The 20,621-nt window shown below is 69.3% G+C and carries 19 protein-coding genes; 13 read left to right on the forward strand and 6 right to left on the reverse strand.

What is annotated here, in order from left to right:
- Positions 1–23 precede the first annotated feature (23 nt).
- Complete coding sequence (locus BGO20_RS09835) at positions 24–908, reverse strand: alpha/beta hydrolase family protein (protein WP_291659825.1); 885 nt, start codon at positions 906–908, stop codon at positions 24–26.
- 107 nt (positions 909–1,015) lie between these two features.
- On the opposite strand from BGO20_RS09835, the gene BGO20_RS09840 reads away from it, so the two are divergent.
- Positions 1,016–1,675: a GntR family transcriptional regulator gene (locus BGO20_RS09840; RefSeq protein WP_291659823.1), complete on the forward strand. Its 660-nt coding sequence runs from the start codon at positions 1,016–1,018 to the stop codon at positions 1,673–1,675.
- A gap of 24 nt (positions 1,676–1,699) precedes the next feature.
- Here BGO20_RS09840 and BGO20_RS09845 read toward each other — a convergent pair whose 3' ends face one another.
- Positions 1,700–3,238 carry an ABC transporter substrate-binding protein gene (locus BGO20_RS09845; RefSeq protein ID WP_291659821.1) on the reverse strand — a complete coding sequence of 513 codons (1,539 nt, stop codon included), beginning with the start codon at positions 3,236–3,238 and terminating at the stop codon, positions 1,700–1,702.
- A gap of 59 nt (positions 3,239–3,297) precedes the next feature.
- Entirely contained in the window at positions 3,298–4,440 is a 1,143-nt protein-coding gene (locus tag BGO20_RS09850) for a C45 family autoproteolytic acyltransferase/hydolase (RefSeq protein WP_291659819.1), read from the reverse strand.
- Positions 4,441–4,521: 81 nt separating this feature from the next.
- Here BGO20_RS09850 and BGO20_RS09855 point away from each other — a divergent pair, with 81 nt between their 5' ends.
- On the forward strand, positions 4,522–5,409 hold the full coding sequence (locus tag BGO20_RS09855; protein WP_291659817.1) for a GntR family transcriptional regulator: 888 nt from the start codon (positions 4,522–4,524) through the stop codon (positions 5,407–5,409).
- A gap of 235 nt (positions 5,410–5,644) precedes the next feature.
- On the forward strand, positions 5,645–6,910 hold the full coding sequence (locus tag BGO20_RS09860) for an aminopeptidase (protein ID WP_291659816.1): 1,266 nt from the start codon (positions 5,645–5,647) through the stop codon (positions 6,908–6,910).
- A gap of 15 nt (positions 6,911–6,925) precedes the next feature.
- Here BGO20_RS09860 and BGO20_RS09865 read toward each other — a convergent pair whose 3' ends face one another.
- On the reverse strand, positions 6,926–7,963 hold the full coding sequence (locus BGO20_RS09865; protein WP_291659814.1) for a DmpA family aminopeptidase: 1,038 nt from the start codon (positions 7,961–7,963) through the stop codon (positions 6,926–6,928).
- A 122-nt stretch (positions 7,964–8,085) separates the two neighbouring features.
- On the opposite strand from BGO20_RS09865, the gene BGO20_RS09870 reads away from it, so the two are divergent.
- Both BGO20_RS09870 and BGO20_RS09875 read left to right on the forward strand, forming a co-directional pair.
- On the forward strand, positions 8,086–8,517 hold the full coding sequence (locus BGO20_RS09870) for a DUF1810 domain-containing protein (protein ID WP_291659813.1): 432 nt from the start codon (positions 8,086–8,088) through the stop codon (positions 8,515–8,517).
- Positions 8,518–8,575: 58 nt separating this feature from the next.
- On the forward strand, positions 8,576–10,435 hold the full coding sequence (locus tag BGO20_RS09875) for an AI-2E family transporter (protein ID WP_291659812.1): 1,860 nt from the start codon (positions 8,576–8,578) through the stop codon (positions 10,433–10,435).
- 82 nt (positions 10,436–10,517) lie between these two features.
- Here the strand turns inward: BGO20_RS09875 and BGO20_RS09880 are convergent, their stop codons facing one another.
- Positions 10,518–11,699, reverse strand: coding sequence for a DUF5666 domain-containing protein (locus BGO20_RS09880; RefSeq protein WP_291659811.1), 1,182 nt, complete (start codon positions 11,697–11,699; stop codon positions 10,518–10,520).
- Positions 11,696–12,532, reverse strand: coding sequence for a DUF6502 family protein (locus BGO20_RS09885; protein WP_291659810.1), 837 nt, complete (start codon positions 12,530–12,532; stop codon positions 11,696–11,698). Before BGO20_RS09885 ends, BGO20_RS09880 begins: the two co-directional genes overlap by 4 nt.
- A gap of 270 nt (positions 12,533–12,802) precedes the next feature.
- Between BGO20_RS09885 and BGO20_RS09890 the strand changes: the two genes are divergently transcribed.
- The 8 genes from BGO20_RS09890 (at position 12,803) to BGO20_RS09925 (ending at position 20,597) form a co-directional block, all read left to right on the forward strand.
- Entirely contained in the window at positions 12,803–13,045 is a 243-nt protein-coding gene (locus BGO20_RS09890) for a hypothetical protein (RefSeq protein WP_291659809.1), read from the forward strand.
- 123 nt (positions 13,046–13,168) lie between these two features.
- Positions 13,169–14,080 (forward strand): helix-turn-helix domain-containing protein, encoded by a 912-nt coding sequence (locus BGO20_RS09895; RefSeq protein ID WP_291659808.1) that lies wholly within the window; start codon positions 13,169–13,171, stop codon positions 14,078–14,080.
- Between the two features lie 338 nt (positions 14,081–14,418).
- Positions 14,419–15,663: an MFS transporter gene (locus tag BGO20_RS09900; protein ID WP_291659806.1), complete on the forward strand. Its 1,245-nt coding sequence runs from the start codon at positions 14,419–14,421 to the stop codon at positions 15,661–15,663.
- Between the two features lie 15 nt (positions 15,664–15,678).
- Positions 15,679–16,554, forward strand: a complete 876-nt coding sequence (locus BGO20_RS09905) for a dihydroorotate dehydrogenase electron transfer subunit (RefSeq protein ID WP_291659805.1) — start codon at positions 15,679–15,681, stop codon at positions 16,552–16,554.
- Positions 16,551–17,537: a dihydroorotate dehydrogenase gene (locus tag BGO20_RS09910; protein WP_291659804.1), complete on the forward strand. Its 987-nt coding sequence runs from the start codon at positions 16,551–16,553 to the stop codon at positions 17,535–17,537. The genes BGO20_RS09905 and BGO20_RS09910 overlap by 4 nt, the downstream gene beginning before the upstream one ends.
- Positions 17,534–18,829 (forward strand): Zn-dependent hydrolase, encoded by a 1,296-nt coding sequence (locus BGO20_RS09915; protein WP_291659802.1) that lies wholly within the window; start codon positions 17,534–17,536, stop codon positions 18,827–18,829. The genes BGO20_RS09910 and BGO20_RS09915 overlap by 4 nt, the downstream gene beginning before the upstream one ends.
- Positions 18,826–19,920, forward strand: coding sequence for a dihydroorotase (gene pyrC / locus BGO20_RS09920; RefSeq protein WP_291659800.1), 1,095 nt, complete (start codon positions 18,826–18,828; stop codon positions 19,918–19,920). Before BGO20_RS09915 ends, pyrC begins: the two co-directional genes overlap by 4 nt.
- Positions 19,917–20,597: an orotate phosphoribosyltransferase gene (locus BGO20_RS09925; RefSeq protein WP_291659798.1), complete on the forward strand. Its 681-nt coding sequence runs from the start codon at positions 19,917–19,919 to the stop codon at positions 20,595–20,597. Before pyrC ends, BGO20_RS09925 begins: the two co-directional genes overlap by 4 nt.
- Positions 20,598–20,621: the final 24 nt, after the last annotated feature.

Raw genomic sequence — 20,621 nt, forward strand, 5'->3', positions numbered from 1 at the left:
GTTCCCCTGTTGTCGTTGTCGGGTCAGGCGGCCTTGCGGGCGAGGCGCCGCTTGGCGATCTCGGCGGCGAAGAAATCCTCCACCGTCGGCACGACCTTGAGGCCGTCATGCGGCGTGTTCGGCACAAGGTCGAAACGGACGGAGATGCCGTTCTGCTCGAAGGAATCGCGCAGCGCCGCCAGCCGCTCGGGGCGGGTGGCGCCGGCATGGTTGGCGTCCGGCATCCAGTTGCGGCCGCCGGGCTTGTGGGTGATTTCCCAGGTCTCGAGATCGGCGGCGCCGACGACCATCTGCACCGCCACCTGGCGCATCGCCGGGATGTCGAGCTCCTGGCCGAAGCGCGCGGCGAAGTCGCGCGTGCCGACCCACCAGTCGCGGCTGGGGTCGAGCAGCGTGACCGAGCCCGGCGCGCCGATCGAGACGCCCCAGAGCCGATGCGGCTGGAGCAGCAGGAAGCGATGGGCGAAATGGCCGCCGCCCGAATAGCCGAACAGGCCGAAGCGGTCGAAGGCGATCCCGTAGCGCTCGCACACCTCCTCGACGATGGCGAGCAGCACCTCGTCGTAGCGGAGGTCGCCCTCGCGCATGTACTTGAAGCCGTCGCGATTGCCGTCGCCCATCACGCCGATCGGGAAGAGCGGCGCCAGGATGATGCAGTTGTTCCAGCGGGCGAAGGCCGAGAAGGCGTCGCGGTAGCCGGTGAAGCCGCGGCCGGTACCGTGCATCGCGACGATCAGCTCCGGCTGTTCACCGGTCTTACCCAGGCCGGGCGGCACATAAAGGCAATAAGGGAAACGGGGATCGTGCCGGGCCGCGTAGATCGAGGTCGGACCGTATTCGTAAAGGGCCCTGCCGCGCGCTGCCGCTTCGTCTTCCGGCTTGCCGGTCTGGTCTGGCACGGCGCTCACGGCTCGTCTCCTGTGGCGAAATTATTGGCGCCAATTATGTTGCATGTTATGGTTGGGGCCGCAACCGTCTTCTGTCGCGGCTGCGGATTCCTGCTAGAGAGCCTTCCATGACATCCGAGCGGAAACGTAAGACCGGCACGCGGAGGGCCGTCCTCGCCAACGAGATCGCCGAGGCGATCCGGCTGCGCCTGTTCCGCCCGGGCGAGTGGCTGCGCCAGATCGACCTCGAGGAGCGTTTCCAGGCGACCCGCTTCGACGTGCGCAGCGCGCTCGACGAGCTGGCGGTGCGCAAGACGATCGAGCATGTTCCGAACCGGGGCTATCGCGTCGCCGAGATCGACCTGAAGACCTATGGCGAGATCCTCGCGGTCCGCGTGATGCTCGAGACGGCCGCCGCCGAAGCGGCCGCCGCCCGCATCGACGCGGCGGCGATCGCACGGCTCGACGAGCTGGCGGCCCACTTCTCCAGCGCGGTGCTGACGGGCAGCCGCACCGAGCAGAGCGAGATCAACCGGGCCTTCCATCAGCTGATGTACTCCTTCTGCGGCAATGCCGTGCTGCAGGAAACGATCTGGGCCCTGCGCGATCGCGGCCGGGGGTCTCGGATCACGGTCTGGAGCTCGCACGAGGCGCTGCTGCGCAGCGACCGCGAGCATCACGCGATGATGGCGGCCCTCAGGGCGCGCGATGCGGCCGGGCTAGCGGCGCTGGTCGCGGCGCATGTCGCCAAGGGCGACCCCGCTTCGCCCCCGGTCGAGCCGGATTGAGCAGCCTCGCGCCGGCGGGTGCCGTCACTTGTCGAGCGAGACTTCCCAGGCCCGCGGCAGCGACATCACGGTCGAGACATAGCCCTGGGTCTTGGTGCTCATCGCGCCGCCGACAATGCCGTTGTAGAGCATCACCATCGGCACTTCGGCGAGGAAGCGCTTGTGCAGCTCGTCGAAGATCGCCTGGCGCCGGGGCCGGTCGTTCACGACCATCGCCTTGTCGAGCAGGGCCTGAACCTCCGGATTGTCCCAGAGCTTGCGCGGCTGCCTGTCCTTGGGGCCGGTCATCGAGTCATAGCTCAGCGCCGGGTCCATGCGGCCCGAATAGGGGAAGGCCTGCATCTGGTAGTTGCCCTTGCTGTAGCGGTCGAGCTGCGTCGCCCATTCCAGCACCTCGATCTCGACATTGAGACCGACCGCCTGCAGCATCTGCTGGGCGACGACGGCGGCGTCGAAACTCTCGGGATAGCGCTTGTTGGCGAGCATCACGATCTTCTCGCCCTTGTAGCCGGCTTCGGCGACGAGCTTCTTCGCGGCGGCCGGATCGTATGTCCAGCCTTGCTTCTGCACGGGGCCGTAATAGGCGGAAAGGGCCGGCACGATCGAGTTGTTCGGCTTGCCGATGCCGTCGGTGACGGCGGCGACGAGTTCGGTCGAATCGATCGCGGCCGCGATCGCCCGGCGCAGCTTGACGTTCTGGAGCAGGGGATCGCGCGTCTGGATGATCAGCCCGACCAGGCCCATGCTGCTGACGACGGAGGTCCTGACCTTGTCGTTCTTCTTCAGCTCGGCGATGTCGCTGTTGGCGATATCGGGGACGATGTCGATATCGCCGCCGAGCAATGCGGCCTTTGCCGTGGAGTTGTCGGGAATGACGACGAAACGCACTTCGTCGACCAGGGGCTTCTTGGCGCCGGCCAGCCCGTCGATCTTGCCGGGAAGCGCGGCATAGTCGGCAAAGCGCTCCAGCCGGATGTACTCGCCGCGTTTCCATTCCGCGAACTTGAACGGACCGGTGCCGATCGGCTTGTCGAAGGAGCCGTCCGCCTTGACGGAATCCCGGTGCAGGATGCCGGTCATGGCGCAGTCGGTGCGGGCGAGCGAGGACAGGAAGAGCGCGCTCGGCTTGTCGAGCTGGAACACCACGGTCCTGTCGTCGGGCGCCGAGACCTTCTCCACCTTGACCTGGCCGCGTCCATCGAATTCCGAAAGGCAGCGCCAGTCGGTCTTCGGGTCCATGTAGCGCTGCCAGCTCCACAGCACGTCGGCGGAGGTCAGCGGGGCGCCGTTGTGAAACTTGACGCCCTGGCGCAGGTGGAAGGTATAGGTCTTGCCGTCCGCCGAGGTGTCGATCGTCTCGGCCAGCAGCGGCTTCGGCAGGGCGTCCTCGCCATAGGCGACCAGGCCTTCGACCATCTGTAGAACGACGCCGTCGGTATTGGCGTCGCGATTGACGCCGGGGTTGATCGAGCGGATGTCGGCGCGCAGCTGGATCTTCAGCGTGCTCGCCTCCGCGGCTTGGACCAGGCCGCCGCACAGCAGTGCGGCAGCGAGAGCGGTCATGGTTCGGCGCATCATGTTCCCCTGTTCTTGTTCGGTTGTGACGCGGGACCCGGATCTGATTATTCAGCCGCTTCGGCGAGCAGCACGGGATCCTCGGTCAGGCTGTAGCGGGTGAAGACACGGTTCTGGGCCGGCAGCGGCGCCACCTCCATGATCCCCTTGGCGGGTTGCATGACGACCATCGCGACCGTCGCGGAGAGGTTGCCCTGCTCGTTCGGGCGGGCCGGACGGCAGACCGAGTACGGCGTCAGGAAATCGTCGAAGAGCGCCTGCTTGAGGTTGTCGACGGTCAGCTTGCGGCCGGCCTCGTCGAGCAGCTTCTTCACGCGCCAGTCGCGGTAGAAGCTTTCCGGCACGCGCGGGATGCTGGTATTCTTGACCTTTCCCAGCGCAACCTGGCCGACCCAGTGATTGGCGTGCACGATCATCCCGTCCTGCGGATAGATCGGGAAGGCCTCGTCGGGGGCGCATTCGAAGTCGATGCCGAAGCCCTTCACCGTCGAGAGCATCATGTTGTTGGAGCAGGCCTTGGGCGTCGCCGCCACGGCCTTGATCGCGAAGGCGAGATGCTCCTGCTCCAGCACCTTGCGGCGGATCAGCGCGAGCGGCACGCCGCTCTGGGTGAAGTCGCGGTCGCATTCGAGATAGTTGGCAGTGATCGAGACGCCCGCCGCGTTCATGCCGCAGCGGGCAAGCCCGCCGGCCTCGACGAAGGTCAGAAAGTCCGGGCCGTCGTCGCGGCGCACGCGCAGCACGATCGCGGTCTCCGCGCATTCGGCCCGCCAGTCCCAGTTCTGGCCGTGGATGACTTCCCCGTCGGCGCTGCGCTCGGGCAGGATGATCGCGCCGGTGCAGCCGTCGTCGAGCTCTTCCGTCGCCTCGACCGGCCTGTTCTTGATCATCCGCGCCTTGGCGATGACCTCGGTGCGGGCATTGACCATGATGATGTCTTCGAGCGCCACCCCGGCGCCGTCGGCGATGCCGCGCATCTCCTCGATGTAATGCGCGCCGAAAGCTTCGATCTCGCCGGCGAACTCGCCGATCAGGGCGGATTTGGCCTTGGCGTCGTAGCCGAGATCGCCGAGCTGGCCGCCATAGAGCTCGATCGAGCGCTTCACACGGCTCGGCACAGCCGCGCCGTGCTGGCGGCCGCGTTGATAGGGCGAGCCCGAGACATCGACGAAGGGGCAGGGCTGGACCATGGCGGGCATCTTTCCGGTATGCTGGCGTGACGGTGATCGCTAATGTATTTCATCGAGAACTAAAACAATCAAGGCTTTCCGATGTCCATTCCGACGCGGCTGCAGCAGGAGATCGCGGGGCGCATCCTGCAACTGGTCAGGGACGATGCGCTCGATGCCGGCGCCTGGCTGAACGAGAATGCGACGGCGCGGCGTCTCGGCGTCTCGCGGACCCCGGTGCGCGCCGCTCTCGACCACCTCGCCGAGCAGGGCGTGGTCAGGCGCCATCTCAACAAGGGCATCGAGATCCTGAAGCTGCCGGCCGCCGGCGACGGCGCGCTGCCGCCGGAGGAGATCGACCTCGCCATGGTCCGGCTCGCGCATGAACGCGAGAACGGCCTGCTGCCCGACGAGGTCTCGGAACTCGAGGTGATGCGGCGCTACGAGCTCGGCCGGCCCGAGGCGCAGAAGCTGCTTGCCCGCCTCGCCGATCTCGACATGGTCGAACGCAAGCCGGGCTATGGCTGGCGTTTCCTGCACGAGCCGCGCGACCAGCGCCTGCGCGACGAGAGCTATCGATTCCGCCTGCTGATCGAGCCGATGGCGATGCTCGAGCCGGGATTCAGGCTCGATCCCGCATGGATCGCGGAGATGCGGACGCGGCATCTCGAGGCGCTGCAGCGGCCGTGGCGGGAATCGTCGAGCATCGCCTTCTACGAGATGAACGCCGATTTCCACGAGGGCCTGGCCGCTGCCACCGGAAACCGCTTCTTTCATTCGGCGATGCGCCGCCAGAACCAGCTCAGGCGCCTGTCGAACTATGACTGGGACCAGGGGCTGGAGCGCGTGCGGGTGAACTGCACCGAGCATCTCGGCATGCTCGACCATCTGGAGGCGGGCGAGAACGAGGTCGCCTCGGCGTTGATGCGCAGCCACCTGCTGCGGGCGAGCAAGCTCAAGCGGATGCCGAAGGTGGAGGAGGCGAAATAGGAAAGCGGTCGGCGCAGCACCCGTCCGTCATCGCGAGCGCAGGCGAAGCAATCCAGGGGACTGGGCTGAATGGCCTCTCCCGGTCGCCTGGATTGCTTCGTCGCTTCGCTCCTCGCAATGACGGGAAGCGCCTTGCTCACCACCATCGGATGGCCGTCCTGCCGTCGCGGTGGTTGACCCGGCTGCGATTTGGGCCAGCAATGGCGGCAATCCCGAATCCGACAGGTCGAGTGCCATGACTGTTCACCAGCGTCCGCAAGTTCAGCATTCTCCTGCCATCGATCCCGCCAGGCTCGACAGGCTGGCCGAGGTCGCGATCCGCGTCGGCCTGAACCTGCAGCCGGGGCAGGACCTGTTCCTGACCGCGCCGCTGGCGGCACTGCCGCTGGTCCGGCGCATCGCGGAGCATGCCTACAGGGCCGGCGCCGGGATCGTCACGCCGATGTTCTCCGACGAGGAGATGACGCTAGCGCGGTACCGCTACGCCGCGGATGCGAGCTTCGACAAGGCGCCGGCCTGGCTCTACAAGGGCGTGGCCGAGGCCTTCTCCGCCAATACCGCGCGTCTCGCCATCGTCGGCGACAACCCGATGCTGCTGGCGAACGAGGACCCGGCCAAGGTCGGCCGCGCCAGCAAGGCGAATTCGCTGGCCTATCAACCCGCGCTTGAGAAGATCGCAGGCTTCGACATCAACTGGAACATCCTGGCCTATCCGAGCGCGGCCTGGGCGAAGCAGGTCTTCCCGGATGATGCCGAGGAGGTCGCTGTCGGCAAGCTGGCGGAGGCGATCTTCTCGGCCTCACGCATCGATCAGGCCGATCCGGTCGCGGCCTGGGCCGCGCATAATGCGGCGCTGCGGGCGCGGCGCGACTGGCTGAACGGCCAGCGCTTCGCCTCGTTGCATTTCACCGGGCCGGGCACCGACCTGACGGTGGGCCTCGCCGACGGCCACGACTGGCAGGGCGGCGCCTCGCCGGCCAAGAACGGTATCGTCTGCAACCCGAATATCCCGACCGAGGAGGTTTTCACCACGCCGCATGCACGCCGGGTCGAGGGGCACGTTTCCAGCACCAAGCCGCTCTCCTACCAGGGCTCGCTGATCGACCAGATCCAGGTGCGCTTCGAGGGCGGGCGGATCGTCGAGGCCAAGGCCTCGCGCGGCGAAGCCGTGCTGAACAAGGTGCTCGATACCGACGAGGGCGCGCGCCGCCTCGGCGAGGTCGCGCTGGTGCCGAACTCCTCGCCGATCTCGAAGAGCGGCATCCTGTTCTACAACACGCTCTTCGACGAGAACGCGTCGTGCCACATCGCGCTCGGCCAGTGCTATTCGAAATGCTTCGTCGACGGCGCGAGCCTGACGCCGGAGCAGATCGCGGCGCAGGGCGGCAACAAGAGCCTGATCCATATCGACTGGATGATCGGCTCGGGCGAGGTCGACATCGACGGTGTTCACGCCGATGGCCGCCGCGTACCGGTGTTCCGCAAGGGCGAGTGGGCCTGAGCGGCCCGCATCGCTTCAGCTCGCGTTCGCCCTAAGCCAATCCCCCAGCGACGGGCGGTGATGTCCGTCCCGGCCGGTCGTGGCGGGCGCGGCGATCATCGCGTTGAGCACCGCCTCTTGCGTCGCCTCGGCGGCGGCGCGGAAGAGAGTGTCGATGCGGTTCTCGTTGAGCGCGCGCAGCGGGACCAGATCGTTCGGCTGATCGTGGTCGATCGTGTCGGCCGTGGTGAAGGCGACGGCGATGTCGCCGCTGCCATTGCCCCAGAAGGCGCCGAGCCGGGCGAGGCCGGCGCCGCCGCGCCGCGCCACGCGCTGCAACTGGCGCGATTCCAGCGGCACATCCGTCGCGATGACCAGGATCACCGAGCCGCGCTCGGCTTGCGGCCTGGCTTCCGGTGGAACCGGGCGGCGGCCATCGGGCAGGACGAGATCGCCGGCATTGCCGAAATTGGCTAGCGCCAGTACGCCAAGGATATGCTCGGTGCGGTCGAGATCGAAGCGCCGCGAGGCCGTGCCGATGCCGCCCTTGAAGCCGAAGGCGCTCATGCCGGTGCCGGCGCCGACCGCGCCTTCCGCGACGGTGCCCGAGGCCGCCGCGTCGAGGGCGGCGAAGGCATGCTCCTGCGTCAGCGCGCGGGCGCGGATGTCGGAAAGATAGCCGTCATTGCATTCGAGCACGATGGGGTTGACCGTGCCGGTCTCACGACCGATGTCGGAATTGGCGGCAAGCGCGCGCGTCACCAGCGCGTCGAAGCCCATGCCGACTGCGAGCGTGTTGCCGAGCAGGATCGGCGTCTCGATCTGGCCGAGCTCGGCGAGCTGCATCAGCCCGGCGCTCTTGCCGAAGCCGTTGATGACGTCGACCGCGGCGCGAACCTTCCGCCGGAACAGGTTCCCGCCATGCGGCAGCAGAGCCGTGAAGCCGGTATGAAGATCGCCTTGGCGCAAGCTGCTGTGGCCGAGCATCACGCCGGGAACATCGGTGACGGCATTGAGCGGGCCGGGGCGCATGATGCCGCAGGAGAGGTCGAGGTCGCGCGCGCGTGGGGCCATGGTTCCGCTCCGGGGTGACGAGGGGACGGGCTTAGCCGATCCTGCCGGCCTGGGGGAGCCGGCCTGGCGCATCGCCGGTTTCGATTTCGCATGTCCGGCCGCGGGCCGGGTGGGAGGCAGGGATGGCCGACGATTTCGATCTGGAGCGCTTCACAGCGGCGCAGGAGGGGATCTACGACAGCGCCCTGGCCGAGCTGGAGGCCGGGCGGAAGCGAACCCATTGGATGTGGTTCGTCTTCCCGCAGCTGCGCGGGCTCGGCCTGTCGCAGACCTCGCTGTTCTACGGGCTCGCCTCGCTCGACGAAGCGCGCGCCTATCTGGCCCATCCGCTCCTCGGAGCCCGGCTCGCAGCTTGCACGCGGGCCGTTCTCGCGCATCGGGACCGGAGCGCGCAGGCGATCTTCGGCTCGCCGGACGACATCAAGCTGCGCTCGTCGATGACGTTGTTCGACCGCGCCGATGCCGGCGCCGACAACATCCATCGCGCCGTGCTCGACCGTTTTTTCAGCGGCGAGGACGATCCCCTGACGCTCGCGCTGCTCCAGCGCCGCTGACGCAGCGGATCAAAGCGCGGCGGGGCGCGTTATGCATGGCGGCGAGGCGGGGGCTGCGATGGATCCAGACAAGACGATGCGTGCCGAGTCGCCCGGACATTCGGCTGCTGACGGGCCGGCGGCGGGCCATGGCGGGTTGCCGGCCAATTGGCCGCAGATCGTCGCCCTGCTCGGCGTCGTGGCGGTGCTCTACGTCGCGCGGGAGGTGTTCATTCCGCTCGCGGTCGCGGTGCTGCTGACCTTCGCACTGGCGCCGCTGGTCTCGATCATCCGGCGCGCCGGCATCTGGCGGACGCCGGCGGTGATCGCCGTCGTGACGGCCGCCTTCATCGGTATCGCGGCGTTCAGCTTCCTCGTGGTCAGCCAGCTTTCCGAGCTTTCGGGACAGTTGCCGACGTACCAGTCCAACATCCTCGAGAAGGTCCGCAATCTCAAGGACGTCGGCGCCGGCCACGGCGTCATTGCCCAGATCACCGAGGCGGTCGAGCGCGTCGGCCGTGAGATCGGCGTCAGCGGCGACTCCGTCCCCGGCGCGCCCGATGGCGGCAGCAGCCACCCCCTGCTGGTGCAGATCTATTCGCCCGAGCAGCCGATCCAGATCCTGACCAGCATGATCTCGCCGCTGATCGGCCCGCTCGCGACGGCCGGTCTCGTGATCGTGGTCGTCATCTTCATGCTGCTGGAGCGGGAGGATCTGCGCGACCGCTTCATCCGCCTCGTCGGCTACAGCGACCTGCACCGGACGACCGAGGCCCTGCAGGAGGCGGGAAGCCGGGTCGGCCAGTACCTGCTGATGCAGCTGGTGGTGAACGCGACCTATGGCGTGCCGGTCGCACTCGGCCTGTGGTGGATCGGCATCCCCAATGCCGCGCTGTGGGGGGCGCTCGCCATCGTGATGCGCTTCGTGCCCTATATCGGCCCGGCCGTCTCGATGGTCCTGCCGCTGTTCCTCGCCGTGGCCGTGTCGCCGGGCTGGACCCTGCTCCTGTGGGTCGGCGCGCTGTTCCTGGTCATGGAACTGGTGATCAACAATGTGGTCGAGCCCTGGCTCTACGGCTCCCGGACCGGATTGTCGCCCCTGGCCATCATCGTCTCGGCGATCTTCTGGACCTGGCTGTGGGGCCCGGTCGGGCTGGTGATGTCGACGCCGCTCACGGTTTGCCTCGTCGTGCTCGGCAAGCATGTGCCGCAGTTCCAGTTCTTCGAGGTGCTGCTCGGCAGCGAGCCCGTTCTCGACCCGGAGATGCGGCTCTACCAGAGGCTGCTCGCCAACGACCCGAACGAAGCCACGGACCAGCTCGAGGAATTGCTGGAAGAGCGGACCCTGTCCGAGGTCTATGGCGATGTCGCCATCCCGGCGCTGATCCTGGCGGAGCGGGACCGGCAGCGCGGCGTCATGGCCGACGACCAGCTCGGCACGCTTGCCTCGGCGGCACGCACCGTGGTCGCCAATCTCTCCGACGATATCGAGCCCGCGGACGACACCGGGGACGACGAGGCCCCGGCCACGTCGGCGAAATCCCTCCTCTGCGTCGGGGGGCGGAGTGCGATCGACGACGTCAGCGCGACGATGCTCGCCCATGCCCTCGCTGCGGACGGGCATCGCGCCACCGCGGTTGCGCGAACGTCGCTTGGCGCGGCGAGAGCCGAGCGTGCCTCCGATGTCGACGCCATCGCCGTCTGCCTTCTGAACGCGGCGTCGATCCGCAGCGGGCGCTTCCTGATCAGGCGCCTGAAGCGGCAGTGGCCGCAGGCCCGGGTCGGCCTCGTCATCTGGCGCGATCCTGACAGCCCGGAACCCGCGGCCGGGCCGGGGCCGATGCCGGAGGCGGATTTCGTCGTGCGCAGCATTGCCGAGGCAGCGGCGGCGGTCGCGGGAGCGCCGGACGGCGCATCGCGGAGCCGGGCATCGGCGTGAACCCGGCTCCGGGGCGGGACGGTGAACCGGATGTGCAAAGCGCGCGCGGTCGTCGGTTTCCGCTTCGGGTCTGAGTGATGCTTCAGCGGCCCGGCCCGCCGCTGCCCGCTCCTCCCGGCCCGCCGCCGGGGCCGCCACCTGGCCCCCCGGGGCCACCGCCGGGCCCGCCGCCGGGGCCACCGCCAGCTGCGCCGCCTGGTCCCGGCGTGGCGCTGCCCGAGCCGCCGGCGGGGCCATGGCCGAAGCCTCCCGGCCCGAAGCCGCCAGGTCCGGCGTGAGATCCAAAGCCTTGCGGGCCGGGGCCGTGCGGCCCGGCAGAATCGGGAGAAGGCCCGTCGCCGCCGCCATCGCCGCGCGCCAGGCGAATGCTGTCGATGCGGAGCGCGCCGTCGGGTCCGAGGCGTCCGTCCAGGACGGCCCGGACATCGGCCCAGGCCGGCAAGCCGTCGAAAGCGTCGCTGCGCAGCGAGAGCCCGGAGCCGAGCAGCAGCCGCCCGTCGCGGGCCCTGACATAGCTTTCGATCGAAACCGAGCCGGCGGGCGGCAGGGCGGGCGCGTCCTCGATCTGCGCCGGATCGAATCCACCGCGCCGCAACAGGCCGGTGGCCAGCACGCGGCGGCCGAGGAGGGCGCGCTCTGCCCGGAGCAATTTGAGGTCGCCGATCCAGAACCCGTCCTCGTCCTGCTCGAGAACGCCGTAGACGTGCATCCGCCCGGGTTTCCGCGGCTCGATCAGGCTGGCGTCGATCGCGCCGTCCAGCCGGCGCAGGCCGCTGACGGCGACGTGCTCGCCCGGATGCCATGCGCGCCGCTGCCCGCTCCTGGCCGTCAGTACGCGCTGCCCGAGGATCTCGAGCCGACCGGGCCCGACCGCGGTGACGGGTCCTGCGACCTCGCTGTCGACGCGGATCGCCCGCGTCACGAGCCCCGTGGATGCGGGGATGGCGACGACGCGGACGACGTGACCGACGCGCAGGTCGCGCGCACTGCGCAGCAACCCGTCGATCGTGACGGGGACATCGGGGCCGTAGGCGATGCGCCGGTCGTTCACGACGATGCTGCCGAAGCGCTGGATCGTTCCGACGAAGCCGGTGCCGCCAATACCGCGATCGGTGCCGTCCTGCCCCTCCGGTGCGGCGCCGGTACCACCGATGCCGACGTCGCGCGGCCGTTCCGGCGCGGCGATGGCGTGCCGCGGCGACACGGCGGCCATGCCGAGCGAGGCCAGGACGCCCCGGCGGGTCAGGGCAGGAGGCGGACTCACGCCGGGCCGCCGTCGTCGGCTTGGCCCGACCGCTCGCGGAAGACGTAGAAGCCGCAGTTCCAGCGATGCTCGCCGCCCGGATCGGCCGCGCTGGCGGCGTTGGCCTCGCGATTGATCCGCTGCAGCAGGTCCAGCGCCAGCTCGCGCGAGCGCGCCTCCAGATGCCGGGCCAGCTCGGCGGAAAGCCCGTCGTAATGGACGGAACGCTCCAGGAAGGGTGGCGGGGCGTTCAGCACGTTGGCGGCGGCGGCGGCGAGATGGTCGTGCAGGTTGCGGCCGAAATAGTACAGCTTGTCGTCGTCGCCCTGCTGCGGGATGAAGGCGGCCTCGGCCAGCACGATCCGGTCCTCGGCATCGAGGGAGGCGATGCCGCGGTCGATCCACTCGTCGAGGACGGCGCGCGGGCGCAGGTCGCGCGTGACGGAGGCGACGAGTTCCTCGAAGGAGGGGCGCCCGTCGTCGGCGGTGCGCGGCAAGGGTAGAGGCGTGCCCTGAGCGTCGCAGAAGCGCGGAGCGGCCAGCCAGCGCGCGATGATCGCACCCGTGCGCGAAACCGAGGCCGGCACCGTGTTGACGGGCGCGCCCGCTCCGCGCAGGCGGCTCACCTCCTTGCGGTGGATGCCGGTCAGCAGGCTGACGCGACTGTCCGTCTGCTCCTTGCCGGGCAGGGCGAAATCATGTTCGGCGACGTTGACGTAGAGCTCTCGGAGAAGCTGGCTGAGAGCCGGAAAGGTCATTCCGGCGCGGATGCACAACCGCACGAGCGGGCGCAGCAGGCGCGCAAGCGGCGGATACAGCTTCTCGGCGGTCGGGCCCGGTGCGGCTTCCGTCATGACGATGCACTACCGGCATTTCGCGTGGGATACAATCCCACGATGTGCTTGCGGATATCTGGCCGATCCTTTATGTGGGTATTATTCCCACATAAAGGATCGGAATGAATGCGCCTCCGCCGCAGCGACCGCGATGCAGGCCGCAGCCGCTCCTTTCCGCCGCGGTCCCGCAAGCCCTGCATGGGGCGCGATGCGTCGCCCGGCTTCCCGCTGCGTGATGGTCCCGTCGATGTCCCCTGCGATGGGCCTTCTCGATCCGGCCCTGCGAACATGAGAGCGCCGCGCCGGCTCGAGGCGAGCGGTGAAGCTCGCTCCGATTCCCGCGTCGAGGCGAGCCGATCCGGCTGGTTCGCCGTATTGCGGGCCGTGCTGAAGCTGCTGCTCCTGCTCATGGCATTGGGCGTCGCCGGGCTGCTCGCATCCTCTGAGATCCTGCGCGAGCGGCAGGGAGACTGCGTGCACCGCGCGGATCGCGACCCCGTGACCGGACGGCCATCGTTCCATCGCTGCTAGCGGGCCGGCGCAGGCCTGGGTCTGGGCGTGGACACCAAGCCTCCGCGAGACAGGTTCGCGCCGGGGCGAAAGCGCTGTATCTCATGCAAGGTTCGGGATTCGGCACGTCTCTGGGAAATCTTGATGATCCGATTTGACGAAATCGGTGAGCGGCTGAAGGCCTATCGCCTCGGACGAGGCCTGCTGGCCGAGGATGTCGCCGAAAGACTCGGGATCTCCCGGGCCGCGGTCTACCGGATCGAGGGTGGCGGGGTCGTCAAGATCGAGACCCTGGAGCGTCTGGCTGTCCTGCTCGAAACGACCGTCGCCTCGCTGCTCGGCGCCGGCGTCGAATATTATTCCAGCCCGGTGAGCTATTTCGAGCGGATGCGGCAGGTCGAGGAGCAGGCGGACCAGGTCGTCGCGCATTTTCCGCCGCTATCCTATCTGCTGACCTCGGACAGCTACTCCGCCCATCTGCGGCAGACCCTGGTCGAAGCGCTTCCCCCGCATGTCGAGGGCCGTGAGGCGATCGAGGAAATCGACGCGATCATCGCGATCCTCGACGATCGCAAGATGGCCCGCAGGCGGCGCAGGCTGAGCGTCGTCAATTTCGTCAACCTCCTCGAGATCGAACGCTGGCTCAAGCTCGGCGTCGTCGGCCGCTTCGACCTGCCCGCGGCCGAGCTCGGCCGGCGGCGTCTGGCGGCGCGCGTGGAGGTGGAGCACCTGATCGGCCTGATCGAGAGCGAGCCCATGGGCGTGCAGATCGGCCTGATCGAGGAAGCGCTGCCGAACATCACCTTCCAGCTGTTCCGCATGGCGGAGAAGACGCTGCTCGGGCTCAGCCCCTTCCGCCTCGGCGGAGAGCTGCCGAACATCAGGTCGGGTATTGCCATGCTGACGGCGGACGAGCAGCCCGTGCGGCTCTACGAGGAGATCGCCGACGACCTGTGGCGCCGCGCGCTGAAGGGCAGCGAGGCGGCCGCGATGCTGCGCGCGGCGCTCGACCGCTCGGCCATCGCGCCCCGGAAGCAGGTGCCCCAGCTCGCCTGACCCCTCGAAGCTGCCGTGGCCTCTCCCTGCGCTTGCGGTCGATGGGCGCGTGGCCCGGCGACAAGTTTGTCGCAAAATTGAGATTTGATATTGCAATTGAGACAAGGCTGTGCTCAGGATGCCGGATGGCCGCTGCGGACGCTCCGTCGGCGGGCAGGCTTCTCGCGGCCGGACCTCGCGCGTCGGCCGCCAAGCGGCGCGGTCAAGCGCCCGGAGAGGACGGGTCCAGACCCAAACTTTGACCACCTTGCGGAAACCGGAGGGCGGTGTGCCGGGGCGCGCCGATGTTTCGGCGTTTCCGCGGCAGACCAAAAAACAGCAGTCAGGGGACCGACACCGTGAGCGACCACCAAGCAACCCTCGATCCGATCGCCATCGCCTCCCCCGCCGCCGTCGACGGCAAGGCGCGCAAGGCCGTGTGGGGGGCCGCGATCGGCTATGCGATGGACGGCTTCGACCTGCTGATCCTCGGCTTCATGCTGAAGGCGATCTCGGCGGAGCTCCATCTCAGCCCGGGCCAGGCCGCCTCGCTGGTCACCGCGACGCTGGTCGGGGCCGTGCTCGGCGGCATCGGCTTCGGCATGCTCTCCGATCGCATCGGCCGTGTGCGGGTCCTGACCTGGACCATCGTCCTGTTCGCCGTCTTCACCGGCCTGTGCGCCCTGGCGCAGGGCTATTGGGACCTGCTGCTCTACCGGACCATCGCCGGCCTCGGGCTGGGAGGCGAGTTCGGCATCGGCATGGCGCTCGTCGCCGAGGCCTGGCCGGCCTCCAAGCGCGCCCGCGCCTCCTCCTATGTCGGCCTCGGCTGGCAGGCGGGCGTGCTGGCGGCGGCGATCGCCACGCCGCTGCTGCTGCCGGCGATCGGCTGGCGCGGCATGTTCGCCATCGGCATCCTGCCGGCGCTGGCGGCCTATTTCATCCGGCACTCCCTGCACGAGCCCGAGGTTTTCGTGGCCCGCTCCAAGGACAAGCCGCGCGAATCGGCGCTGCGGCTGCTGGTCAAGGATCGCGACACCGCCAAGCTCAGCCTCGGCATGGTGATCCTCTGCTCCGTCCAGAACTTCGGCTACTACGGCGTGATGATCTGGCTGCCGAACTACCTCTCGACGCGGTTCGGTTTCGCCCTGACGCAGTCCGCGGTGTGGACCGCCGTGACCATCGCCGGCATGGCGCTCGGCATCTTCGCCTTCGGCCATATCGCGGACAGGATCGGCCGGCGCCCCACCTTCTTCGGCTACATGGTCGGCGCCGCCGTCATGGTCGTGGTCTATTCGCGGCTGACCGACCCGTTCGAGCTCCTGATCGCGGGCGCGGTCATGGGCTTCTTCGTCAACGGCATGCTCGGCGGCTACGGGGCGCTGATCAGCGAGCTGTTCCCGACGGCCGCACGGGCTACGGCCCAGAACGTGCTGTTCAACATCGGCCGCGGCGTCGGCGGCTTCGGTCCGGTCGTCGTCGGCACCATCGCCGCCACCCATGGCTTCCAGATGGCGATCGCCCTCCTCGCCGCGCTCTACGTCCTCGACATCGTCGCCATGTGGTTCCTCATCCCGGAACGCCGCGGCGCCGAGCTCGCCTGACGACGGGGCGCCGCGATGCCGATCGAGCTTGAGCCGCTGCAAGCCTGCCCCCCGCCAGCGGCGGTCGCCGGTCCGCCGGCCTGCGCGCCGTGGAAGGCCAGCGTCGTCGCCGAGCTGGCGGAGGTGGTGCGCAACGAGCCGGTGAACGCCGAATACCGGCATCTCGTGGTGAGCTGCAGCGAGGCGGCGGCCCAGGCGCAGCCCGGCCAGTTCTTCCAGCTGCTCTGCCCGCAGCCGGCGGGCGAGCAGCCGTTCCTGCGCCGGCCGATGAGCCTGTACGGAGCCGATCCGGCCGAGCGGCAGGTCGCTTTCCTCTACAAGGTAACCGGCGCCGGGACGCGCGGGCTCGACACGTTGCGGACGGGCGACCGGCTCGACATCATGGGACCGCTCGGCGTCGGCTTCAGGCTGGATCCCCGCTGGCGCCGCATCATCGCCGTCGGGCGCGGGGCCGGGCTGGCGACGCTGGCCCCGCTCGCCAGGGCGGCGAAGGCGAACGGCACCGAGGTGACAGCGATCTTCAGCGCGCGGCGGCCGGAGCTGCTCGTCTCGGTCGCGCTTTTCGAGCGCCACGGGGCCGAGGTCATCGCCGTCACCGATTCGGAATCCACCAGCGGTCCGGCCAATGTCGAGCGCATCCTGCGGCGGGAGATCGCCGAGCGGGGCTGCGACGCGTTCTTCACCTGCGGGTCGAGCCGCCTGATGCGCGTGCAGCAGCGTCTGGCGCGCGAGTTCGGCCTGCCGGGCCAGGTCGCCATGGAGCAGCAGATGGCTTGCGGAATCGGCCTCTGTTACTGCTGCGTGCGCGATTTCAACCGCGACGGCGAGATCGTCAGCCGGCGCGTCTGCTGGGACGGGCCGGTCTTCGACCTGATGGAGGCGCTGCCATGAACGCAGCGGTTCGGCCCGGCCCGCGTTCGGTGGATGCCGTCGATCTGTCCGTCAGCATCGGCGGGCTCAGGCTGCGCAATCCGGTGATGCCGGCCTCCGGCACCTTCGGCGAGGGGCTCGGAAAGGCGCTGGATTTCAGCCGGCTCGGCGCCTTCGTCACCAAGACGGTCACGCGGGAGCTGAGGGCGGGCAACCCGCTGCCGCGCGTGGTCGAGCGGCCGAGCAGCCTGATCAACGCGATCGGGATTCCATCGCGGGGGGTGCCGTATTTCATCGCGCAGACGATGCCGCACTATGCGGCCTTCGACACGCCGCTCGTCGTCTCGATTTCGGCGCCGACGGCGGAGGGCTTCGCCAGCCTCGCGGCCGAACTCTCGATTCCCGGCATCGCCGCGATCGAAGCCAACATCTCCTGTCCGAACATCGAGGAGGATGGCAAGGCCTTCGCGATGCGGGCGGAATCGACGGAGAGGGTGACGCGCCTGCTGCGGGCCGCGACCGAGCTGCCGGTCTGGGTCAAGCTGACGCCGAACACCGGCGACGTCCCCGAGGTGGCGCGCGCGGCGGAGGCGGCCGGTGCCGACGCGGTCGTGGTGGCCAATACCATCCTGTCCATGGCGATCGACCTCAAGACCTTCAAGCCCTGCCTCGGCAACATCATGGGCGGCCTTTCGGGACCGGCGATCAAGCCGATCGTCCTGCGCCAGGTCTTCCAATGCGCCAAGGCGGTGACGATTCCCATCATCGGCTGCGGCGGCATCGCGACCGCCGAGGACGCCGTCGAATACATGCTCGCCGGCGCGAGCGCGGTGCAGGTCGGCACCGCGACCTTCCTGCAGCCGGCGGCGATGACGACGATCATCGACGACCTCGCCGCCTTCTGCCTGCATCGCGAGATTCCGCGCGTCACCGACCTGATCCGCGGCGTGGTGATCGAGGAGGCCGACGAGCCCGACCTCTCCTGGCTGGACCCTCTCCCGTGACGGCCGGCCTCGTGGCGCTGCGCAGGACGTTCGACGGTGAGGACCGGGACAGCGCCCTTGCGGAGGCGCTGTTCGACGGGCTGCGCGCGGCCACGGGGGACGGCGTCGGCATCACGCGCGAGGCCTATAGCGGGCGGGAGTCGCAGGCGCTCGACCTCGTCGAGGCGAAGGCTCGCGAACTCGGCCTCGCGACGGAGCGCGACGCCGGGGCCAATCTCGTCGTCACATTGGCCGGCCGCGAGCCGGAACTGCCCTTCCTCGCCTGCGGCTCGCATCTCGATTCGGTTCCGCAGGGCGGCAATTTCGACGGTGCGGCTGGTGTGGTCGCCGGGCTCGCGGTCCTGTCGCGCTTCAGGGACGAGGGCTTCGTCCCGCGTCGGACGATCAAGCTCTACGGGTTGCGCGGAGAGGAGAGCGCCCGCTTCGGCAAGGCCTATATGGGCTCGAGCGCCCTTTTCGGGCAGCTCTCGGCGGCCGATCTCGCGGCGCGCGACCACGCGAGCGGCGAGACGCTGGCGGAATGCATGCGCGCCGTCGGCGTCGACATGGCCCGGGTCGAGACGGGCGAGCCGCTGCTCGATCCCGCCGCCGTCGCGGGCTGGATCGAACTGCATATCGAGCAGGGGCCGGTGCTGGCGGCGCGCGACCTGCCGATCGGCATCGTCACGGGCATTCGCGGCAACATCCGCCACCGCAACGTCGCATGCCGCGGCGAGGCCGGGCATTCCGGCGCGGTGCCGCGCTGGCTGCGGCGCGACGCGGTCTTCGCCACCGCGGAGCTGATCACCCATCTCGACCGGCATTGGCGCACGCTGCTGGAGCGCGGCCGCGACGTGGTGGTGACCGCCGGCATCCTCGGCACCGATCCGCAGGAGCATGCCATCGCGCGCATACCCGGCGCGGTGAACTTCTCCTTCGAGGTGCGCAGCCAGAGCCGCGAGACCCTCGAAGCCTTCTACGACCTGTTCCTGTCGGAGTGCGGGCTCGTCGGCGAGGAGCGCGGCGTCGCCTTCGAGGTCGACCGGCGCCTGGAATCGGCGCCGGCCGTGATGGACCCGGGCTGGATCGCACGGCTCAAGGCGGCGGCGCGCGACCTCGGCCTGCCGGACGAGGAGGTCCCGAGCGGGGCCGGCCACGATGCGGCGGTCTTCGCCAATGCCGGCATCCCCAGCGCGATGATCTTCGTGCGCAACGAGCACGGCTCCCACAACCCGCGCGAGGCGATGGCGATGGCGGATTTCCTTGCCGGGATCGCGGTGATGCGCGAGGCTGTCCGGGAGGCGGTGCGATGACGATATCGAGCCTGTTCGACGCGGTGCCGCGCAAGGATGGCGAGGCCTTCGCGGCGCTGACGATCCGCCGGCCCGACGACTGGCATGTGCATCTGCGCGACGGCGCGATGGTGAAGGCCGTGCTGCCCTTCACCGCCGCTCAGTTCAGGCGGGGCATCGTCATGCCGAACCTGGTGCCGCCGATCACCGGCGTCGAGGCGGCCGAGGCCTATCGCGCACGCATCCTGGCGGCGCGCCCCGACGGTTCCGACTTCGCGCCGCTGATGACCTGCTACCTGACTGATGCGACCCGGCCCGACGAGATCGAGCGCGGGTTCCACACGGGCGTCTGGGCCGCGGCCAAGCTGTATCCGGCCGGCGCGACCACGAACGCCCATCACGGAGTCACCGATATCGCGAAGCTGGCTCCGGTGCTGGAGCGGATGGAGCGGATCGGCATGCCGCTCCTGGTTCACGGGGAGGCGACCGATCCGGCCGTCGACATCTTCGACCGCGAGGCCGTGTTCATGGAGCAGGAGATGCTCCCGCTGCTGAAGCGGCACCAGGGTCTGAAGACCGTGATCGAGCATGTCACCACGGCCGAGACCGTCGCGCTGGTCCGCGCCCATGCCGGCCGGGCGGCGGGTACGATCACGCCGCATCACCTGGTCATCAACCGCACCTCGCTCTTCCAGGGCGGCCTGCGACCGCATCTCTACTGCCTGCCGGTCGCGAAGCGCGAGCGCCACCGCCAGGCCCTGCGCCGGGCGGCCACCTCGGGGGACGGCAATTTCTTCATCGGCACCGACACCGCTCCGCACCTGCGCGGCGCCAAGCAGGCGGAGTGCTGCTCGGCGGGGGTCTTCGCCGGTGCGACCGCCCTGCAGACCTATGTCCAGGTCTTCGAGGAGGAAGGCGCGCTCGATCGTTTCGAGGCCTTCGCGGCGGTGAACGGCGCGCGCTTCTACGGGCTGCCGCTGAACGAGGGCACGATCACGCTGGAGAAGCGGCCCTGCCGGATCGCGGCGGCGGTCGCTGTGGGCGCGGAGGACGTCGTCGTCTTCCGCGGCGGCGAGGAACTGCCCTGGTCGCTGGGCGAGGTGAAGCCATGACGGCGGACGCGATCGGCGGGGCGGTGGCGCGGCTCCTGTTCGAGGCCGGCGCGATCCATGTCGCCCGGGCGCAGCCCTTCATCCTCGCCGCCGGCTGGGCGAGCCCGGTCTATGTCGATGCCCGGCTCCTCATCGGCGAGCCGCGGCTGCGCCGGGCCGTGACGGCTCTGGCGCTGCGCCATGCCGAAGCGGCCTTCCCGCCCGGCAGCCTCGATGCCGTCGCCGGCGCCGAGACGGCCGGCATCGCCTTCGCCGCCTGGCTCGCGGACGGCATGGAGCTGAAGCTGCGCTACGTCCGCAAGCGCCCGCTCGGCATCGGGCGCAACGCCCAGGTCGAAGGCGGCCCGGTCGAGGGCATGCGGGTGCTGCTGATGGACGATCTGACGACCGATGGCGGCAGCAAGCTCAATTTCGTTCGCGGCCTGCGGGCCGCGGGGGCCGAGGTCCGTCACGTGCTGACGATCTTCTATCACGACGTCTTTCCCGGGGCCGGCGCCCGCCTGCGGGAGGCAGGCCTCACGCTGCACGCGCTGGCGCGCTGGAACGATGTGCTGCGCGCCGCGGCCAGCGAGCGGCTTCCACCGGACGACCGCGCCGAGATCGAACGCTTCCTGGCCGATCCGGTGGCCTGGTCGGCCCGTCATGGCGGCCGCGCCGGCCACGCCGGGCGCGGCTGAAACCGGGCACCACCATGCCGATTG

This window comes from Allobosea sp. 67-29 (genome assembly GCF_001898115.1).
Taxonomy (GTDB): Bacteria; Pseudomonadota; Alphaproteobacteria; order Rhizobiales; family Beijerinckiaceae; genus Allobosea.